General features: G+C 45.5%; 16 protein-coding genes and 1 riboswitch. Of the genes, 10 read left to right on the top strand and 6 right to left on the bottom strand.

Going from position 1 to position 18,963, the window contains the following annotated elements; genetic code table 11:
• The first annotated feature begins 16 nt into the window (after positions 1-16).
• Positions 17-1,198 carry an MFS transporter gene (locus tag MKY92_RS26565; protein ID WP_339298219.1) on the top strand — a complete coding sequence of 394 codons (1,182 nt, stop codon included), beginning with the start codon at positions 17-19 and terminating at the stop codon, positions 1,196-1,198.
• 38 nt (positions 1,199-1,236) lie between these two features.
• Here MKY92_RS26565 and MKY92_RS26560 read toward each other — a convergent pair whose 3' ends face one another.
• A complete protein-coding gene (locus MKY92_RS26560; RefSeq protein WP_339298218.1) occupies positions 1,237-2,205 on the bottom strand; it encodes a YafY family protein in 969 nt (322 codons plus the stop codon).
• A gap of 86 nt (positions 2,206-2,291) precedes the next feature.
• Between MKY92_RS26560 and MKY92_RS26555 the strand changes: the two genes are divergently transcribed.
• From MKY92_RS26555 to mmuM, 8 genes are all read left to right on the top strand, one after another.
• Positions 2,292-2,735 carry a VOC family protein gene (locus tag MKY92_RS26555; protein WP_076253518.1) on the top strand — a complete coding sequence of 148 codons (444 nt, stop codon included), beginning with the start codon at positions 2,292-2,294 and terminating at the stop codon, positions 2,733-2,735.
• A gap of 300 nt (positions 2,736-3,035) precedes the next feature.
• Positions 3,036-3,260: a hypothetical protein gene (locus MKY92_RS26550; RefSeq protein ID WP_339298217.1), complete on the top strand. Its 225-nt coding sequence runs from the start codon at positions 3,036-3,038 to the stop codon at positions 3,258-3,260.
• A 91-nt stretch (positions 3,261-3,351) separates the two neighbouring features.
• Positions 3,352-4,257, top strand: a complete 906-nt coding sequence (locus MKY92_RS26545; RefSeq protein ID WP_221820605.1) for a PAS domain-containing methyl-accepting chemotaxis protein — start codon at positions 3,352-3,354, stop codon at positions 4,255-4,257.
• Positions 4,258-4,406: 149 nt separating this feature from the next.
• Positions 4,407-6,119 carry a spore germination protein gene (locus MKY92_RS26540; RefSeq protein ID WP_339298216.1) on the top strand — a complete coding sequence of 571 codons (1,713 nt, stop codon included), beginning with the start codon at positions 4,407-4,409 and terminating at the stop codon, positions 6,117-6,119.
• A gap of 34 nt (positions 6,120-6,153) precedes the next feature.
• Positions 6,154-7,254 carry a GerAB/ArcD/ProY family transporter gene (locus MKY92_RS26535; RefSeq protein ID WP_339298215.1) on the top strand — a complete coding sequence of 367 codons (1,101 nt, stop codon included), beginning with the start codon at positions 6,154-6,156 and terminating at the stop codon, positions 7,252-7,254.
• The gene (locus MKY92_RS26530; RefSeq protein ID WP_339298214.1) at positions 7,251-8,459 is read left to right on the top strand and encodes a Ger(x)C family spore germination protein; all 1,209 of its coding nucleotides are present in this window, start codon (positions 7,251-7,253) and stop codon (positions 8,457-8,459) included. The genes MKY92_RS26535 and MKY92_RS26530 overlap by 4 nt, the downstream gene beginning before the upstream one ends.
• 70 nt (positions 8,460-8,529) lie before the next feature.
• A riboswitch (SAM riboswitch) is annotated at positions 8,530-8,631 on the top strand.
• Positions 8,632-8,722: 91 nt separating this feature from the next.
• A complete protein-coding gene (mmuP, locus tag MKY92_RS26525; protein WP_339298213.1) occupies positions 8,723-10,135 on the top strand; it encodes an S-methylmethionine permease in 1,413 nt (470 codons plus the stop codon).
• Positions 10,113-11,180 carry a homocysteine S-methyltransferase gene (gene mmuM / locus MKY92_RS26520; RefSeq protein WP_339298212.1) on the top strand — a complete coding sequence of 356 codons (1,068 nt, stop codon included), beginning with the start codon at positions 10,113-10,115 and terminating at the stop codon, positions 11,178-11,180. Before mmuP ends, mmuM begins: the two co-directional genes overlap by 23 nt.
• Positions 11,181-11,263: 83 nt before the next feature.
• Here the strand turns inward: mmuM and MKY92_RS26515 are convergent, their stop codons facing one another.
• The 5 genes from MKY92_RS26515 to MKY92_RS26495 form a co-directional block, all read right to left on the bottom strand.
• The gene (locus MKY92_RS26515; protein ID WP_339298211.1) at positions 11,264-13,657 is read right to left on the bottom strand and encodes an FtsX-like permease family protein; all 2,394 of its coding nucleotides are present in this window, start codon (positions 13,655-13,657) and stop codon (positions 11,264-11,266) included.
• Positions 13,658-13,668: 11 nt separating this feature from the next.
• Positions 13,669-14,427, bottom strand: a complete 759-nt coding sequence (locus MKY92_RS26510) for an ABC transporter ATP-binding protein (RefSeq protein WP_339298210.1) — start codon at positions 14,425-14,427, stop codon at positions 13,669-13,671.
• Positions 14,428-14,530: 103 nt separating this feature from the next.
• Complete coding sequence (locus tag MKY92_RS26505) at positions 14,531-15,973, bottom strand: ATP-binding protein (RefSeq protein WP_339298209.1); 1,443 nt, start codon at positions 15,971-15,973, stop codon at positions 14,531-14,533.
• Positions 15,974-15,993: 20 nt separating this feature from the next.
• On the bottom strand, positions 15,994-16,695 hold the full coding sequence (locus MKY92_RS26500; protein WP_221820623.1) for a response regulator transcription factor: 702 nt from the start codon (positions 16,693-16,695) through the stop codon (positions 15,994-15,996).
• Between the two features lie 236 nt (positions 16,696-16,931).
• Positions 16,932-17,762, bottom strand: a complete 831-nt coding sequence (locus tag MKY92_RS26495) for an AraC family transcriptional regulator (RefSeq protein ID WP_221820625.1) — start codon at positions 17,760-17,762, stop codon at positions 16,932-16,934.
• 412 nt (positions 17,763-18,174) lie between these two features.
• Between MKY92_RS26495 and MKY92_RS26490 the strand changes: the two genes are divergently transcribed.
• Positions 18,175-18,951 (top strand): sugar phosphate isomerase/epimerase, encoded by a 777-nt coding sequence (locus MKY92_RS26490; protein ID WP_339298207.1) that lies wholly within the window; start codon positions 18,175-18,177, stop codon positions 18,949-18,951.
• The last annotated feature ends 12 nt before the right edge of the window (positions 18,952-18,963 follow it).

Raw genomic sequence — 18,963 nt, 5'->3', positions numbered from 1 at the left:
CATGAGGTGATTCATAATGAAACTTTTTTATATTGTATTGGCGCTTATTCTGGCTTCACTGAACTTAAGACCACCGATTACTTCCATTTCTCCTCTGATGAGTCCCATACAGAATGATCTGGGTTTGAGCGGCATGACCGCAAGTCTGTTAACTACACTACCGGTATTATGTATGGGCATATTCGCTCCATTCTCTGTAAGACTAAGTAGAAGGTGGGGGAATGAAGGAGCCATTGTGCTGGCTTTAATCCTTATCGGGATAGGTACAGGATTACGATTGTTCGTAGGCGCAACTCCGTTGATGATGTTTACTTCTTTTCTATCAGGTGTAGGGATTGCATTGGCAGGGCCGCTGTTGTCAAGCTTCATTAAGCAGTATTTCCCTAACCGAGTGGCAGCCATGGTCGGCATCTACTCTACAGCAATGGTGATGGGGGCCAGCATTAGTGTGGGATTATCGGTTCCGCTTCAGCAGATATTGGGTGGATCTTGGAGAGGTTCTTTGGCTACATGGGCATTACTCGCAGCCATTGCATTGCCGATCTGGTTAAAATTAGCTTGGTCTGCGCGTACAGAGAGACAATCCGGACAAACTTCGGCTCTCATTCATGCACCACTTCCGGTGAAGAACGGGCGTGCATGGGTGCTGACACTGTTCTTCGGACTGATGGCCGCGATCTTCTATTCATTAACCGCGTGGCTTGCGCCAGCCATTCAAAGCCATGGATATAGCCAAGAGACTGCTGGCAACATCCAAACGTTATTTACATTGATATCACTGCCCTCAACGTTATTCATTCCCATGCTTGTACACCGATACCAAAGGCGTGTCTTCTGGCTTGTTGGATGTGCGATGTTGGAGTTAACAGGTGTCCTGATGCTGAATCTCTCTGTCAGTCCATGGCTCGCGGCGATCCCGCTCGGGATTGGTGCAGGTGGACTGTTCCCGATTGCACTCATGTTGCCGATTGATGAGACAAACAATGCTCAGGAAGCTAGTAGCTGGTCCGCTATGACTCAATCTGGTGGTTACATTCTTGGAGCACTTGGGCCGCTGGCGATTGGTTGGCTCCGAGATCTAACAGGCAGCTTCGTGCAAGCATTTTATGGTTTGGCTATCATCATCGTGTTGCAGATTATCGTTCAATTGGCTATTGGCAATAAAAAAAGTTTGAAAGTTAGCCAGGAGCAGAGCTAAAAGGCATGTAAAGTAAAATGGATATAGAGATATGATCTTTATACATGATCCAACAAGTCCAGATAGTACTGCCTTAATGCTTTCTGTAAGATGACGGGCTCCATAATCTTAATCGATTTACCATAGCTCGCAAGATATCTCACTATGAAATCAAGCTCGTGAGGTTCATACGAACCGACAAGATACATGTGTCCCATCTTCTCGATGATCTGCATAGATGGATAATGTTCTTGCTGGAATAGCTCCATCCCGGCTTCATCAATCAGGCATTTGAATGGAATTGCTTGTTTCGATGGTTTCCATAGAGACTGGGCATCCTGTGAATAGCGTTCATTTACATGAGTTAGAGGTTCAATCTCCGTTGTTTCGGCTGAAATGATGCGGTCGCAGCGGAATACACGATACGCTTGTTTATGCAGATCATAGGCTTGGCAGTACCAATAGCCTTTCCTGGCATAGAGCGCGATGGGTTGAATGGTGCGGATATTGGTGTTTGTAGAAGATGGCCTTTGATCAGAGGATCTACGCTGATTAACATACGTAATCTGGATCACTATATTCTGCACAGCAGCCATCAACAGAAACTCCAAATGTGCACTATCGCGGATCTGCTCCGTATGTTGGAAGGAAACCCGGTGTTGGATGTTCTCAATATCCTGTCGTTGCTTGTCGGATAACGCGCTCATAAATTTCTCATGAATGGTACGGAAAGAGACTTGAAAGGGTAAGCTGGAGAAGCTGCGGAGAGCCTGCATTGCAAAATAAAGGGCATGAAGCTCACCCGTATTAAACGAAATGGGAGGCAGTTGCATCTGTTGCAGCAGTCGATATCCGCCGTAGCGTCCATATTCGACATAGATGGGGGCACCTAACTCTTCCAATGAAGCGATATCTCTTAACGCGGTTCGTTTGGAGATCTGGAACTCCTGCATGAGATCTTGCAGGGTGAACTGTTGTTTTTGATTAATGAAGCGCAGCATCTGGTTCATACGTTCTGATTTTTTCATATCAAACCTCTTAATGGTGCCATGGATTGGCACCTTTCGTTGTTATAGTGATAAGTGTAATCCAACAGGAACAAGGAGGCAATATAATGAATTTTGAAGTGATACCATTTTTGTCGATGAACGGGGATGCGGCGGCGGCCATTGCTTTTTATGAAGAGTTTCTGGGCGCCAAGGTGATATTCAAGAAAAGTTATAAAGAGATGAAGGAGATGAACCCGGGCTTCGAGTACCCTGCCGGTCAAGATGAGTATATTACACATTCGGTGCTGGAGATTGGGGTTAACAAAGTCATGATTGCGGAAGAAGCAATGGACACGGAGAGAGCATGGCAGCTGGGGAACAGTACGTCACTATGTATTCAATCCAAGGACAAAGATACAATCGATCAACTGTATCATTCTCTGATGCAACATGAGGGTGTGAAGGTACTGGTGCCATATGAACAAAATGAATTCAGCCCAGGATACGGTATTGTACGGGACCCATTTGGCATTGCGATTCAGCTGTGTGTCACTGTGCACGATTTTTAAAATGAGTTCAGGCCCCCGGTTAAGCACTCGGTATGTAACCTTTAACTAACTTAAAAACATCAAAAAAGAAGAGCCATGAATATCATGCGCTCTTCTTTTTTTCGGTTTCTCTGTTTTTCTTGTATAAAGGCACTAAACGGTTACTAAAAAAACAGAAATTATGTTACAAATACGTTACAAGTGCAGAAGTGTATCCTTTTTTGCCTTATGTTACGATACGTACAAGTAGATACAGAGATATTTTACGGATAATATAAGTTATAACATCTCTTTTCTGGACGATGAATATGCTCCAAAAGTATGATGATGGAAGCCTTTTATCCAGGATATTGCAGAAGCATTGAAACGCAGAAACAACTATATATTTTGACTGAACAAGGTTGCAATAAAGTGCAGGGATACTACTACAGCAAGCCATTGCCAGCGGATGAGGTGAAGCAGATTTTCTTTTGGAAAAATAAACGACAACAGGTGATCCAAAATGCTGCAAATCGGGTATCAATAGTAGAGTCATCTAGAACCTGATGGATACATATGTTGTTATGATCGTTTTTGCTAGTTAAAGGCTGTCTATTATGGAATGAACTGTGGGGGTTATCAAGTGTCTGTATTAGATATGGAAAAGAAAGATGTTGTCACCGATGCAATGGTCATCAAGGCGATGGAGAAAAGTCTTGCTATCATTCGATTTGATCTGGATCGCCGGGTAACCTACGTGAATGAAGTCTTTGCCCAGACGATGGGATATACGGTAGATGAGATGTACGGCATGAAGCATCAGCAACTATGCTTCGGTCAATTTGCAAATACCCCGGACTATGATGCTTTTTGGAATAGCATATTTAATGGTGTCAGCTTCCAGGACAAGGTTGAACGCAAGGATGCAAAGGGAAATTCCGTATGGCTTGAGGCGACATATATGCCGGTGTACGATGAGACAAATCAGAAGATATTGGGTGTCTCCAAAATCGCCACCAACATTACCAACCGTCAGAACAACATTTCGGTCGTAGTGAATGAGCTAAAAGCGATGTCTCATGAACTAAATGGGCAGGCAGATGTAGGCATTGAACGGAGCCAGGAATTAATGTCCAGTATCTCCTATATCTCAGAGGTGTCCGCTACTAACCGTGCAACGCTGACTCATTTGCAGGAACAGGCCGGATCGATTCAGGGCGTGGTACGAACGATACGCGAGATTTCGTCTCAGACGCAATTGCTTGCGTTGAATGCTGCCATTGAGGCTGCACATGCAGGAGAATTTGGACGAGGATTCGATATCGTGGCTAAAGAAGTTAAGAAACTATCCGCAATGGTGGAGAGTTCGATTAACGAGATTCGTGATAGCGTTACCGGAATAACAAAGGAGATAGGTAATATCACAGGCGGTACCAAAAAAGTAGAAGAATATGTCGAGCAGAGCCAGAAGCAGATTGAGATCGCTCTGAATGATTTTACAGCAATTGCTGCATCAGCTCACTTGTTGGATGCCAAAGCGGAGCATGTGACCAGAATCGTATAAGAATATATAGTAATAGCGGTTCCTTACACAGGAACCGTTTTTTTTGTCGTTCAGTACACAAAAAAACGGGAATTATTGTGATCAAACGGGGACACAATACTTGGGAATACCTGCAGCTTCATCATGCAGAGAAATGTTGGGGTGGGAACATGTGGTCAACAATTGTATCCTACGTGCCGGATTGGACCATATGGATTCAGGCATTCTTGGTCCTTATCATACCGATCGGCATTACAGTAACCATGCGGTGGATCAATGCCGCCATTAAGCGTGGAACCTTCTCTCGTTCCGAGAAACCCTCCATATCCTCGAAAGATATTTCTCCTGCTACCGCGGGTCAGGGTCAGGGAACCGAAACAGGCCAATATGCCAATATTAAAATGACCGGCAAGTACAATACGGATCTGACCAGTGTAAGAGAAAGCTTTGGTCAAAATGCTGATGTGCACATTCGGGAATTTACCATTAGAGGTACCAATACAAGGGCAGCTGTCATCTATACCGAAGGCCTGGTAGATCAAGACTTAATCGATGATCACCTGATTACACCGTTAATGATGGAAGGCGTTCCAGAGCTTAAGCGGGAGGGGTTCCTCCATCCGGATAATGCACATTTACTGTCGGCCTATCTGCAAGATCAATTATTACCTGTCAGTCTGGTTGAGGAGACACAGTCCCTCCAAAAGGTCTCAGTTGGCGTGCTTTTTGGCAAGAATGCACTGTTGGTTGATGGATTGCCGGGGGCTCTATTAATTGGAGCTCATAAGATTAAAACACGTGGTGTGAATGAACCGGTGTCAGAGGGGCTGCTGCGTGGCCCCCGAATTGGTTTTACTGAACAGTTAAGTGATAATACAGGCATTTTGCGTCGGTATGGTAGTGATCAGAGCCTCTTTATTCAGAAGTATGAAGTAGGTTCACGGATCAAGAAAGATTTGGCTGTTGCCTATATTCAGGATATTGCTGATCCTAATCTCGTGGCGGAAGTCCAAAAGCGAATTGAAGAGATGGATATGGATTCCATGTTGGAATCTGGGTATGTTGAACAGCTCATCGAAGACAATACGCTCAGTCCGTTTCAACAAGTGTTGAATACAGAAAGACCAGACCGGGTGATGGGTGCTTTACTGGAAGGGCGAGTGGCTATTTTATTGGATGGGACGCCATTTGTCTTAATTGTGCCAGTGTCGTTTAGCATGTTGCTCCAATCTCCCGAGGATTATTATGAACGATGGATTCCTGGAACATTCCTGCGAATGCTGCGCTTTATGTCCGCCATGCTGGCCTTGCTCGCACCTGCGCTCTATATCTCTTTTATCTCGTTCCATCCGGGACTTATCCCAACCAAGCTGGTATTGACGATCATTGAAACGCGGACGGGAGTGCCGTTTCCTTCAATCATCGAAGTACTGATCATGGAAGTTTCGATCGAGATATTGAGGGAGGCTGGCATTCGTTTACCTAAGCCGATTGCACCCTCGCTGGGTATCGTTGGAGGTCTGATTATCGGCCAGGCGGCCGTACAGGCAGGAATTATAAGCCAATTCCTGGTCATCGTTGTTGCGGTTACCGCCATATCCTCCTTTACGATCCCTGTCTATAGTGCCGGCATCACACTGCGAATTCTGCGATTTGCTGCCATGTTTAGCGCAGCTGTACTCGGATTGTTTGGCGTGGTTATGTTCTTTCTCCTTATATGTACCCATCTGGCGAGACTCTCGAGCTTTGGCCTACCTTATGTTGCACCGGCCGTTCCTTATCACTTTGGGGAATGGAAGGATTTCTTTATCCGTGCTCCGCTAAATATGATGAGGAAGCGTCCCGAGATGTCTAATCCAATAGATAAAGACCGCAAAAAATAAATCAAGCAAATCACGAGGTATGAGGTGGGATGAAGTGAACGGTTCTGAAGGAAATATTAGCACAAGGCAGGCCGTCGTAGTTATTGTTAATTACATGCTTGGCGCGGGGATCCTGACCCTCCCCCGAACGACGAGTAAAGCTGTCGGAACACCGGATGTCTGGATCTCCATCATTTTGTCTGGACTGATTATCACGGGTGTCGGAATTATTCTGGTTACCCTGTGTCGCAGATTTCCGGAGAAAACAGTGTTCCAGTTCACCCGTGAGATTACGGGGAGCTGGATTGCTTACATATTGGGATTCGCCATGATTATTTACTTTATGGTGATTGCCGCATTCGAAATCAGGGTCATGGCTGAAGTGACAGGCATGTATTTGCTAGAGCGTACTCCGACATGGGCCATTGTGATGGTGTTTATGTGGATTGGCATATATTTGATCTCTGGTGGACTCGCCGTCATTGTGCGTGTATTTGAGATTATTTTGCCGATTACACTGATTATATTTGTGATTGAAATTTTGCTTAGTAATCAGTTATTTGAGATCGGCAATCTGAGACCCGTTCTCGGAGAGGGTATCATGCCAGTCCTCAAAGGTTTGAAACCTTCGCTGCTGGCTTACACGGGGTACGAAGTCATGTTTGTCATGACTGCATATATGAAAAACCCAAAAAAGAGCAATGTAGCCATGAGCTGGGGCATCATCATATCGACTATGATTTATCTGATTACTGTAGTGATGGTTGTAGGCAGTCTGTCACTCGACGGCATCAAAACACGTACTTGGCCCACGCTGGATCTCGTAAGAAGCTTTGAGATTCAAGGTTTAATCTTTGAGCGGTTCGAATCCTTGTTATTGGTCATCTGGATTATGCAGATCTTCTCGAGTTTCACGATCACACACTATTGTGCTTCGGTAGGTATTCGGGATTTGTTTCGTACAAAGAAAATCAAAGTCATTATGTACGCCCTTCTGCCAGTAATATATCTAACAGCATTGATGCCGAAAACCGTAGACGAAACCTTTGCACTGGGTGATATGTTGGGCAACTCATCCGTACTTTTGTTTGCCACTTTACCACTGTTGCTGCTGATAATAAGTCTGATTCGCAAAAAAGGAGGCAAACATGCATGATTCGTTTTTTTATGCGTTTACGTGTAGTTTATGCTCTGTCTGTCCTTCTGGTAATATCCGGATGCTGGAGCAGTAGGGAGATCGAGGAACTAAGTGTCTATGTTGGTCTCGGGATCGATATCGCGAAAGAAACAGAATTTGAGAAGGACATCGCTGCCCAGGGAGGAAAGTATCCAAAGAATAATTATATAACGGCTACCGTGCAGATTGCTCCTGGCACGGGCGGTTCGAACATTAAACAGAGCGGACAATCCGGTTCACCTGCTTCGGGAAAGACTTCCTACTCCAATGAACAGCTTACTGGAGATTCCTTGCTGCAAATCTTTCGTCAGTTCGCACTAAGGCGAGACCGTCCACTTATCGGACATCATCTAAAGGTCATCGTCGTCTCCAAGGATATTGCCAAAAAGTATGGTCTGGACCAGCTGCTGGATTTTGTACTTCGGGATAACGATATTCGTCCAAATTGTCTGGTGCTGATAAGTCACCATCGCGCCGTGGATGTCCTGACTTCGGATGATCCCTCTCGGATTCCAGCATTTTATCTAACAGGAATTACCGGTAATTCATACTTGTCCAACAAAATCCTGGACCCTGTTTTGCTCTCCAAATTAGATGCCCAAATGCAGTCTGGTTCCAGTTTCTTGCTCCAGAATGTACTGTACTCCAATGGAGAGGGCAAGTTCTCAGGTGGCAGCATATTCGATGGGAAAACAACTAAGTTTATTGGAGAACTAAGTCAAACGGATCTGGAAGGTTTATCGTGGCTCAGGCCTAAGGAAAAAGGAGGCGTCTTGAAGACTTACAACAAAGAGGGATTCACTGTTGTATATGAAATGAAAAAGAAGAAAACAAAAGTAATTCCCAAGGTTGTTGGCAATGATATTTCATTCCATGTAAAGACCGAATCCGAAGGCTGGTTAATGGAGGATTGGCATGCTCCGGAAAGAGAGGAAAAAGGGGCTTATCGCGGGGAACTGGAAAAAGAATTTGCTGAACTGGCGGAACAACAGATTCGTCAGGTGTTATACAAGCTGCAGCATACCTACAAAGTGGATGTTGCGGATTTTCGGGATAGCTTACGTATTAAAGAGCCCAAAACATGGAAGAAAGTCAAAGATGATTGGGATAACATTTTTAGTACCGTGCCAATTACGTACGATGTGAAGATTAGCATTACCAATCCGGGATCATCCACCGAATAGCGATGTGTTTCATTTATGATTTAAATGTTGACACATTCATGATAGATCGCTATATTAGTAAAAAATCATTTTCTTATCCAGAGAGGTGGAGGGACTGGCCCTTAGAAACCTCAGCAACAGATCTGAAGGATACTGTGCTAATTCCAGCGGGTGAAAGCCTGATAGATAGGAGCGTTTGTTTTTATTTGTCAGTAACGGCGCACTCTTTAGGCAGAGTGGGTCTTTTTTGTTTTTTCTGGATGAAGAAGTAGGGAGCAGCAGGTATGGAGAACAACAACGACAAAGGGCATTTTCAGCGGAAAATGCAGGCACGGCATGTGGTCATGCTCTCTCTTGGTGGAGTGATTGGAACAGGATTATTCCTAAGCTCGGGTTACACGATTCAGCAGGCTGGACCACTTGGGACCATTCTGTCTTATCTGATCGGAGCCATCGTTGTATATCTGGTGATGCTCTGTCTTGGTGAACTGTCTGTTCATATGCCAGAGACGGGAGCATTTCATAGTTATGCAGCCAAATATATCGGACCGGCAACAGGCTACACGGTGGCTTGGTTATACTGGTTAACCTGGACTGTTGCGCTTGGCTCCGAATTCACAGCCGCCGGATTGCTGATGCAGCGCTGGTTCCCATCGGTGAACGTATGGATATGGAGCGCGCTCTTTGCCCTGATGATCTTTCTGTTTAACGCTTTAACGGTGAAATTATTTGCGGAATCCGAGTTCTGGTTCTCATCTGTAAAAGTAGTGACTATCGTAATTTTCATTATTATCGGTGGCGCAGCCATGTTTGGGTTCATTCCGATGGCGGATGCTGAACCAGCGCCGTTTCTATCGAACATTACCGCATCCGGGTGGTTCCCTCATGGGGCTACAGCGATATTGATGACCATGCTTGCTGTAAACTTTGCCTTCTCAGGCACCGAATTAATCGGCATTGCTGCCGGTGAGACGGAGAACCCGGAAAAGACAATACCCAAAGCTATTCATACAACGCTGTGGCGTTTGGTTATTTTCTTCATCGGAACGATTATTATCTTGTCGGCCTTGCTGCCCATGTCGGATGCCAGTGTACTGGAAAGTCCGTTTGTAGCGGTAATGGAGCGGGTGGGTGTACCCTATGCAGCAGACATTATGAACTTTGTTATTCTGACGGCGATTCTCTCTGCTGCCAATTCAGGCCTGTATGCTTCTTCGCGGATGCTCTGGTCTCTGGCTGATAAAAAAACGATCTCCCCGTGGTTTGCCAAATTGACCAAACAGGGTGTGCCATTGAATGCACTTCTGATCAGTATGGTTGGTGGTGCGCTGGCTTTGCTGTCCAGTATCATTGCGCCAGGTACCGTGTATATTACACTGGTTTCCATTTCAGGTCTGGCTGTCGTTGCGGTATGGATGAGCATCAGCGCTTCCCAGTACATGTTCCGCAGACAGTATATCCGGGAAGGCCATGCGGTCAAAGATTTGGTCTACCGCACACCGCTGTACCCGGCTGTACCAATTATTTCATTTATATTATGTCTGGCTTCATGCATAGGTATTGCTTTTGACCCGACACAGCGAATTGCACTGTATTGTGGGCTTCCATTTATCGCAGTGTGTTACGCCGCTTATTATCTGACAGAACGTGTGAATAAGAAAAGAGGACAAGTACATGACGCTAGTACAACAGACTAACCCCATAGAACAGATCCTGCGTGAACATCCAGTCATGATTCTGGATGGAGCGTTGGCAACGGAACTCGAACAGCATGGATGTAATCTGGATGATCCGCTCTGGTCGGCTCGTGTGTTGCTCGAGAATCCGGATGTTATCGTTCAGGTCCATGCAGATTATTTTCGAGCAGGAGCCGACTGTGCGATTACATCCAGTTATCAGGCGACGGTGGATGGCTTCCGCAAGAGAGGGATTGGTGAACAGGCAGCACTGGAGCTGATCCGCAAGACGGTGGAATTGGCTGCTCAGGCGAGAGATGACGTATGGGCAGAAGTGCAGAGTAGTTTAATAGGGAGAGAAAGCTCAACAGGTCAGCTTGTAGAAGCTCCTTCGGTACGTGCCGAGACGGTGGAGAATGAGGAGCAAATAACAGATCGTACAGTAGATCACGAAGGAGATTGTACTCGTCCACGTCCAATTATTGCTGGGTCCGTTGGGCCGTACGGCGCCTATCTGGCGGATGGTTCAGAGTATGTAGGACATTACGGCGTGTCGGATGTGACGTTGGCTGCTTTCCATCGACCACGTATGGCAGCGTTGCTTGAATCAGGAGCAGATATTTTGGCTTTTGAGACGATTCCTTCCTTGCAGGAAGCACAGGTGCTGGTTGATGTACTGAAGGAGTTTCCTCATGCGTATGCCTGGTTATCTTTTTCTTTAAAAGACGGGACAAGCATCAGCGAGGGCACACCGCTTGAGGTATGTGCACAGAAGTTTGGCTCTGAGCCGCAGATTGCGGCGATTGGCCTGAACTGTGCTCCGATGGAAGTGGTGACGGAAGCAGTGGGTATTTTGAGCCGTACCAGCGATAAACCTGTTATTGTGTATCCGAACTCGGGAGAAGTATACGATGCGGCAACGAAGACGTGGAGTGGACAGGGTACATGTGGCAGTATGAGTGATGCTTCTGAGCAGTGGGTTGCGGCGGGCGCGCAAATTATTGGTGGTTGTTGCCGCACTACCCCACATCAGATTGGTGAACTTGCGAAGAAGTGGCGGAAATAGTTCTTATCATAATAACAAGCCCTTCCACATCCTATAGAGGTATGGAAGGGCTTGTTTTATTGTGTTAAGGCATCCTTATTACATTATTCGATAACCAGCATACGTGGCGATGCTTCCCGAATAATTCTTGAAGAGAACCATGAGCCAAGACTGGCTGCAATGATGGTTAGACAGGTGAACAGTACCATGCCACCCCAATGCAGGATCAGTGGAAGTTGTACGATACCATAACCGGAAAGGACCATTTCGAGTAGAAGAGGCAGCAGATATACGCCGACGAAAATACCCAGTATGGCTCCCACGGAGGACAGTATGAACATTCCCATGGTGAGCGATAACCTGATTTGGCGGGATGTCATTCCCAGCGATTTGTATATCCCGTACGTTCTGCTTTCTTTACGAATATTGATTCTACAGGTACTGAAAATAATGATAAACGTCACAGTGATAAACAACAATCCAATCAGGCTCATCGGATAGATCAGGATGTTAGCAGCTTCCGCGTAAACGGAATCAAGCAATGTCTTCTGAGTAACTACCGAAGCGAAATCTTTAAATTGCTCATTTAATTCCGAGGCAACCTTATCCGCTTGTGCCATATCGTTCACATTGATAAAGATAACATCAAATTCACTATAACGGGGGTTTACACTTCTCATGGCATCAATGGTGATTCTGCCTGAAACAGACATGTTGGCGATCGCCTGATAGATTCCTGTAATGAGGAATGTACGCTTTTCTCCTTCAATATAGATATCGATAAAATCACCGAGATCTTTATTTGATGTGTTGGATACACTTACACCAAGGGCAATTTCATTCGCATGTTGTGGGTTAACCCCTTTTAACGTTTCGAATCCAAGTTCTTGATAACTCCCGTCCAGTACATTCAAGTTGATACTGATGGATTGGCCCTTGACTGTTGCCGAAGACTCCGGGCTAATTACACCCGTTGTGTTCCCTTGCCAGCCTGCATTGCTAATCCTTGAATCCTCTTCTAACGTTTGTTTTAATTCAGTCTTTGGAACGTTACTTTTGTTCACGACCACTGCTGCGATATTGGCATTGTCATACCCCCATTTAGCTGCGGTCTGTTCAATTCCGGTTATACTGGTCAGCAGAACATAACCCAGAACAAGTACGGAGGAAGCCATGGTGGTTAGCAGGAGTGTTAGAACAGAGCTTTTGGTGTTTTTGAACACATGTCCGAATCCAAGCACGGCGGTCACAGGCAGTCGTGTGAAGCCGATCCAGTGGGCCAATGGCGAATTCATTTTGCCAGCCATCCGGCCGTGATCTATCTCCGACATACCATAACGAATAGCTTGCACGGGCTGTATGCTGCGTGCCTTTTTGGCATATAACACAGTGAACATAATCACTAGAGCAAATAGTAGTACGCCGGACAGTATGGCCGCATCCAATCCATGGACTGGAATGTTCTGATTCCCCACTCGAAGAGAGGATACAGAAATATTGATGATCCATTTGGATATCCATATACTGAGTGCAAGTCCTGGGATAATGGCTACGATGGATAACATTGCATATTGAATAACATAGGTGCCTATCGTTTTTCGGGAAGTCAGACCTAGTGATTTGAGGATTCCTATCGTTCTGTAATTGGCCAGGATGGCATCTGCAATCGTAAACCCGATGGTCATCAAAGCGATGGAGAGCATGACAACACCCATGAATATCATGATGAATCCAATAACCTGATTGATGATCAGATAGAAAGAGGCAATCGCCTCGAACTCCATTTTGGATTCCAGAAACGGAATACCTGTCTCACGATTGTATCGTTCCCAATACACCGAATTCATGCTGTAATCGTTAAAATGGATGCCCATCATACGATTCTCGTTGCCAGTAAGTGTAGCGAGATCATGTTGATAATCGGTAGGATTCATCCAGACCCGTGCTGTATTGGAGAAGGGTGCCCCGTATGGTACATCGATCACAATACCCGATACATTCAATTCGAGTGTGCTTGAGCCGGTTTTGAAGCCAATGGTATCACCTACCGAAATATGATAGGTATTTGCCATGGACGTTGGAATCCAGACGGAGCCTTGTTCGGGAACTGTGTCGGGCGTCCCACTTGAGAAAATTAGTTCATCCACACCCCAGGGCGGTGGAGGCGTATTAAACATGTACAGGTAGATGTTAGGGATGTGAGTTTCATTCAAAATGATGCCTGACAATGTACGATACGTTAGCAAAGGGGACACCTGAGCTCCATCCTGAGAAGCCCACCAGTTGTGCACAGCGTCAGGATCATTGAGCCCTTTTTCAAACGTCAGGATCTGATGAGATCCATGGGTTCGGGTATGCATTTCATAAAACTGATTGCCTGTGTTCGCCAGAATGACAATAGCTGTAGATACAAGAAGTGTCGAGAGTAGCAGGAGCAGCGCAATCAGCGCATTTTGTATTTTGTTCCTGCTCAGATACGACAAGCTAAGTTTAAACATGACAGCCATCGTTATTCCTTCCCCGTAACTAAAGCGAAGATGATCGCTTCACGATCCTGAATTTGATGTTCGTCATAGGTGTTAAACTCAAGGATTCCGCCAATCTTGCCGTCCAAAATGTAGATCAGGCGATCTGCCCGACAGGCGGCTTTGATATCATGCGTCACCATAACAACGGACTGTCCTTTCCGGTTGAGGTCTGTAAGGATATCGAGAACAGCTGTGCCGTGTTCCATGTTCAGGCTTCCGGTCGGTTCATCCGCAAAGATGATATCCGGTGAATTGATCAAAGCCCGTGCAATGGCAGCTCGCTGCTGTTGTCCTCCAGATGTCTGGGAGGGGAGGCGGTCACGCTGTCCATCAATATCCATGGCATTCATCAGCTCAGCAGCGCGGGATTGGATGTCCTTCGTTTTGTTTCCAGCAATATATCCCGGTAAAGCAATGTTCTCTTTGATGGAAAGGTCTGGGACCAGATTGATGCTCTGATAGATATAACCAATCCGGCGGGTGCGGAAGTCGGACATTTCCCGTTCACTATAAACGTCAATCCGCTGATCGCGAAAATAGACCTCACCTGCTGTGATCTGGTCCAGTCCGCTTAGCAGATATAGGAGGGTTGATTTGCCAGAGCCAGAGTTACCCATGATGACCGTGAATTCTCCTTCATAGATGTCGAGATCAACATTACGGATGGCATGATATTGTTCACTTCCGCTGTTGTACGTTTTGCACAGATTCTGTGCACGGATAATCACTTTTTTGGACAAGTCGAATCACTCCCAAGTGCAGTATAGGATTCATTCTAGAGGAGGGATGTTGAGGAAGCCTTATCAAATTATGAATAAAGTATTACAGCTGCTGAGTGTGGGCTCAGCAGATCGGCAGATAGAACCGGAAGGTAGTACCTTGCCCTTCTTTACTAGTAAAGGAAATATGGCCTCCATGTGCTTCAATAATGCTTTGGCAGATGGAAAGGCCCAACCCTGTACCTTCCTGAACACGTTGTTCTGCATGGCTCGCCTGGCCTCTGAAGTAACGCTGGAAAACAAACGGCATGTCCTGTACACGTATTCCCTGACCCGAATCGGCAATCGTCACTTTCAAGTGTCCGGATTCCAGTTCCATATCTATACGGATCATGTCTCCTGGAGCTGTATGCTTGAGGGCATTGGCGGCAAGATTGGAGATCACCTGTTCAATTCGAGTGGGGTCGATAGCGATTAACACATTGGGGATGTAATTGGGTCCTTTATAGATAAGCCCCTTTGTTAGGACAACATGTTCAATCGGTTTCAACATCGTCTCCAGTATAGGCCCGCTGTACATTTCACGGATTTCCACCGAAATTTGCCCCAATTCCTGAAGTGCATGAACCAGTAGATCCTCCACAAGGCGGGCCGTTTTATCTGTATGGGTCCGCATGACTCCCATATATTCCATCAGCGTCTCCTGATCGTTGCATAGTCCTTCCTCAATAGCTTCTATGTATGCTTTTATTGTTGTAATTGGTGTTTTAATATCATGAGATATATTGGTGATGAGTTCTTTTTGTGCTTGTTCCTGCTGAATACGCTGCTCGCTCATATGTTTAATCTCCGTGCGCATTAGATCAAACATGGCATATACTTCGAGCAATTCATCGTTCCGGTTGTACTGGATTTTTTCTTCATAATTGCCTTTAAGCATGGATTCCGCATGTTGCTTCAATTGATGGATGGGAGAGAGCAGGTGTCTGTCCAGTTTTCGTTTCATCCAGAATAGAAATAAGCTCAGAACCAGTGACAGGAGCATGAGTGCGCTAATCAATATAACCGGAAAAGTCATCGGTTGCTGAACCGTAACCATCGTTTGGGGGATGGTAAAGATGGCATTGCCGATCTGACTTCCCATCGGTCCGTCCATCACGGGAAACGCAATATCAAGCGTATCGTTACCGTCAGCGGCCTGCGTGGCATGATGCAGATCATAATGAAGAGCTGTACGCAGATTAACTTGCGTTCCTTCAGAGGTGGGGTCGGAGGACAGAATGACTTTTCCATCCAAGTTTAGATAGGTAAGCAGAACCCCGGTCTCTCTGGCGGTGGAACGTATGTCTTCACGAATATTTTGTTCATTAAGATACTGATGATTTTGCTCCAAAGCGAGTAAGATCGGATTGATCTTGAGTCGAACCTGATTCAGAGACAGATTGGATTCGCCTGAATTTTGATCTTGTAACAGCATCATCGACAGTGCAAGGATACTTAAAACGATAATAATGAGAAGCCCAAGTGTTGTTAACAACCAGCGTTTGGACCAGCTGTTCAATGACATGTGGGAGCCTCCAATCTCACTTATTCGTAATTGAATTTGTAACCGACACCCCATACCGTCTTCAGAACGGTCGGATGCGAGGCATCTGCCTCGATTTTTTCACGCAGTCTGCGAATGTACACGGTTACGGTATTTTCATCGCCGTAGGTTGCATATCCCCAGATGGCGTCGAGCAACTGGGCTTTGGAGAATACCTGATTCTTGTTGCTTGCCAAGTAATGAAGCAATTCGAATTCCTTGGCAGACAGAGAAACTTCCGATCCGTTTAATGTAACTTTATAGGCTTTTTTATCAATCACCAGGTTTCCAAGATGCAGCAGATCTGTTCTGTCTCCAACGGATGTCATGCTGTCATAACGCCTGAAGTGGGCATTAATCCGTGCTAACAGTTCGCTCAGCGAGAAGGGCTTGGTCATATAGTCGTCTGCTCCAAAGCCAAGACCAAGTACCTTATCGGTATCACTGCCTCTGGCACTTAGAATGAGGATGGGGATATTGTTGCGCCTTCTGATCTCTCGACAGACCTCGATCCCGTCCATGTCCGGAAGCATAATATCCAGAATGATGTAGTCTGGTTGAATAAGATCCATGATCTGAAGCCCGTCTTGTCCAGTGGCTGCCACGGCGGCTTCATATTGATTTTTAGTTAAATAATCTCGCAGAATGCGCGAAATATCGGATTCATCCTCGATGATGAGGACTTTGCGCTGGTGGGTTAGCATATGTATCGCTCCAGTATGATAGATGGGAATTCAATGAGATATATGAAGTAGGTAAGGTGACAGTCTTTATAATTGTACAGTCTTGTTCTCTTGGAGTCACATGAAAAAATATTGAAGTGTACTTCATTCTTATATAAAACGTTCTGACTTCCAGTCGTACTGAGAGTTGATCACAGTTCAATGTATTAAAATAACCCATGAACCTCTTTAAGGTCATGGGTTTCTGATACTTAACATCATACATGCTCCAGATCATCGATAGGCTCATGCTGCTTGGATTTGAGATACTCTGCCGGAGACACACCGAAGTGCGCCCGGAATACCCGGTGGAAATAGGAGTAGCTTGCAAAACCGCAGGATTCCGCAATATGCTCCAGTGTCATTTCACTGTATTTCATTCGTTCCAGCGCTGCATTCAGACGGATCTCAATCGCATATTGAATCATGGTCTGATTGTAGTGCTCCTTGAATAAACGGACTGCACGTGACAGACTGAGCCCCGCATAACGAGCCGCTTCCTCAAGCTTGAACGTAACCGTGGCATGCTCCTCAATAAAACGTTTTAACTTCAGCGCAGAGGACACTGCCCGATCAGTCTGAATATTCTCTTTAATTGCCCGGTCAATATACAGACATAACCCGCGCAGTAACGCATCCTTTAGCTCCGCATTCTCCTCAAGAGGTCCGCGACGTTTCTCAAGTAACATATTTCTCCACAGGCTGATGAGCTTGTCATCAAGTCCAATTCGGCTCACGGTGGATCGATGCTGCCGTTTCCACCAGTTCTCGATCCAGCTGCCCTCGCAGAACAGATAATAATCTCCGCTGGACAAACGTCCTTCCTTATGTGGTTCATCTACAACGAGATGATAGTCGTCACCAGGCTTTAAGAGCAGCAAGTCCCCGCTCGTCATCCTGAATTCCTCATCCTGTACATATACTTTGCATGAGCCTTCGGTCTGCAGGCGGAACAGATAGGTTTGCAGCTCGCCCTTCATATTATGAGTGAACGCCTTATAGTGGTATGAGTAGTCACAGATCAGTACAGATGTCTCTAACGTATCCAAAGATAAAATCCCCCAATATGTACATCCTTTACATCATAAGTTTAACTTAACATTTACACGAAAACGGAGAGGACAGAAAGAACCTGAAGAAACGAAGTTAAAAGCTTTCTGAAAGAAAGCTGCATCGGAAGCATAAACTTGCCTTTATCTCCGGATTTTATCCTTTTGAAAAGGAAATCAAAAAAATCTGGGGATAACAGCGATCGGAAGGTTGTTCTGTCATCGGAGTGCCAGTGTAAATATCTTCAGTTGAAATTGGCTACATTCAATAGATGCAAAATGATGGAAATAAAATTTGATCAGATAGTTCATGTTCTGACTATATTGTATATGTTCATTCTAGCCTGTTTTGCGTTAGGATGATACCAGATAGAGCAATGAAAGCAAATTTGAGAACAGAGGTGTATCCTACATGAAAAAACTTAATATTGGTTTGCAATTGTTTACACTCCGTGATGAAACTGCAGCAGATTTTCGTGGTACGTTGCGTAAGGTAGCGGCCCTTGGATATGAAGGTGTGGAGTTTGCCGGATATGGCGATATTCCAGCTGAGGAAATGAAAGCGCTACTAGATGAACTTGGACTGAAAGGATTCAGCAGCCACGTTTCATTACATGCGATGCGCGAAGACTTGCAGAAACAAATCGATTACTTGAAAACAATTGGTGCACAATATATCATTTGCCCTTACCTGATGCCAGAAGATCGTCCTGAGAATGCAGAAGGTTGGACCAAGCTATTCGCTGAGTTACAACAATATGGAGCTGAAGCAGCGAAACAAGGATTGATCTTCGGATACCATAACCATGACTTTGAATTCCACGGTCAGGTTGGCGATGCCAATGCCTTTGATGCCATGTTTGCTCAAACATCACCGGAAGCGGTAAAAGTGGAAATGGACGTATGTTGGGTACAATTTGCGGGACAAAATCCGATCGAGTATATTAATAAATATGCGGGTCGCTTGCCGCTGCTTCATCTGAAGGACTTCAGCAAAGACGAACAGGGCCAGATGAAAACACTGGAATTGGGACAAGGTTCGGTTGACCTGCCAGCTGTTATTGAAGGCGCTACGAATGCAGGTGTGAAATGGCTGATCGTGGAACAAGACGTATGTCAGAACCCTCCGCTTGAGAGCGTATCCAACAGCTACAACTGGTTGAAAGAAAACTACCTGAATCAATTCTAATGGACCATCAAA

Origin of the sequence: Paenibacillus sp. FSL R5-0623 (assembly GCF_037974265.1) — a bacterium.
GTDB lineage: Bacteria > Bacillota > Bacilli > Paenibacillales > Paenibacillaceae > Paenibacillus.
The sequence above is the reverse complement of the archived record's forward strand: the minus strand, read 5'-3'. Positions and strand labels throughout refer to the sequence as shown.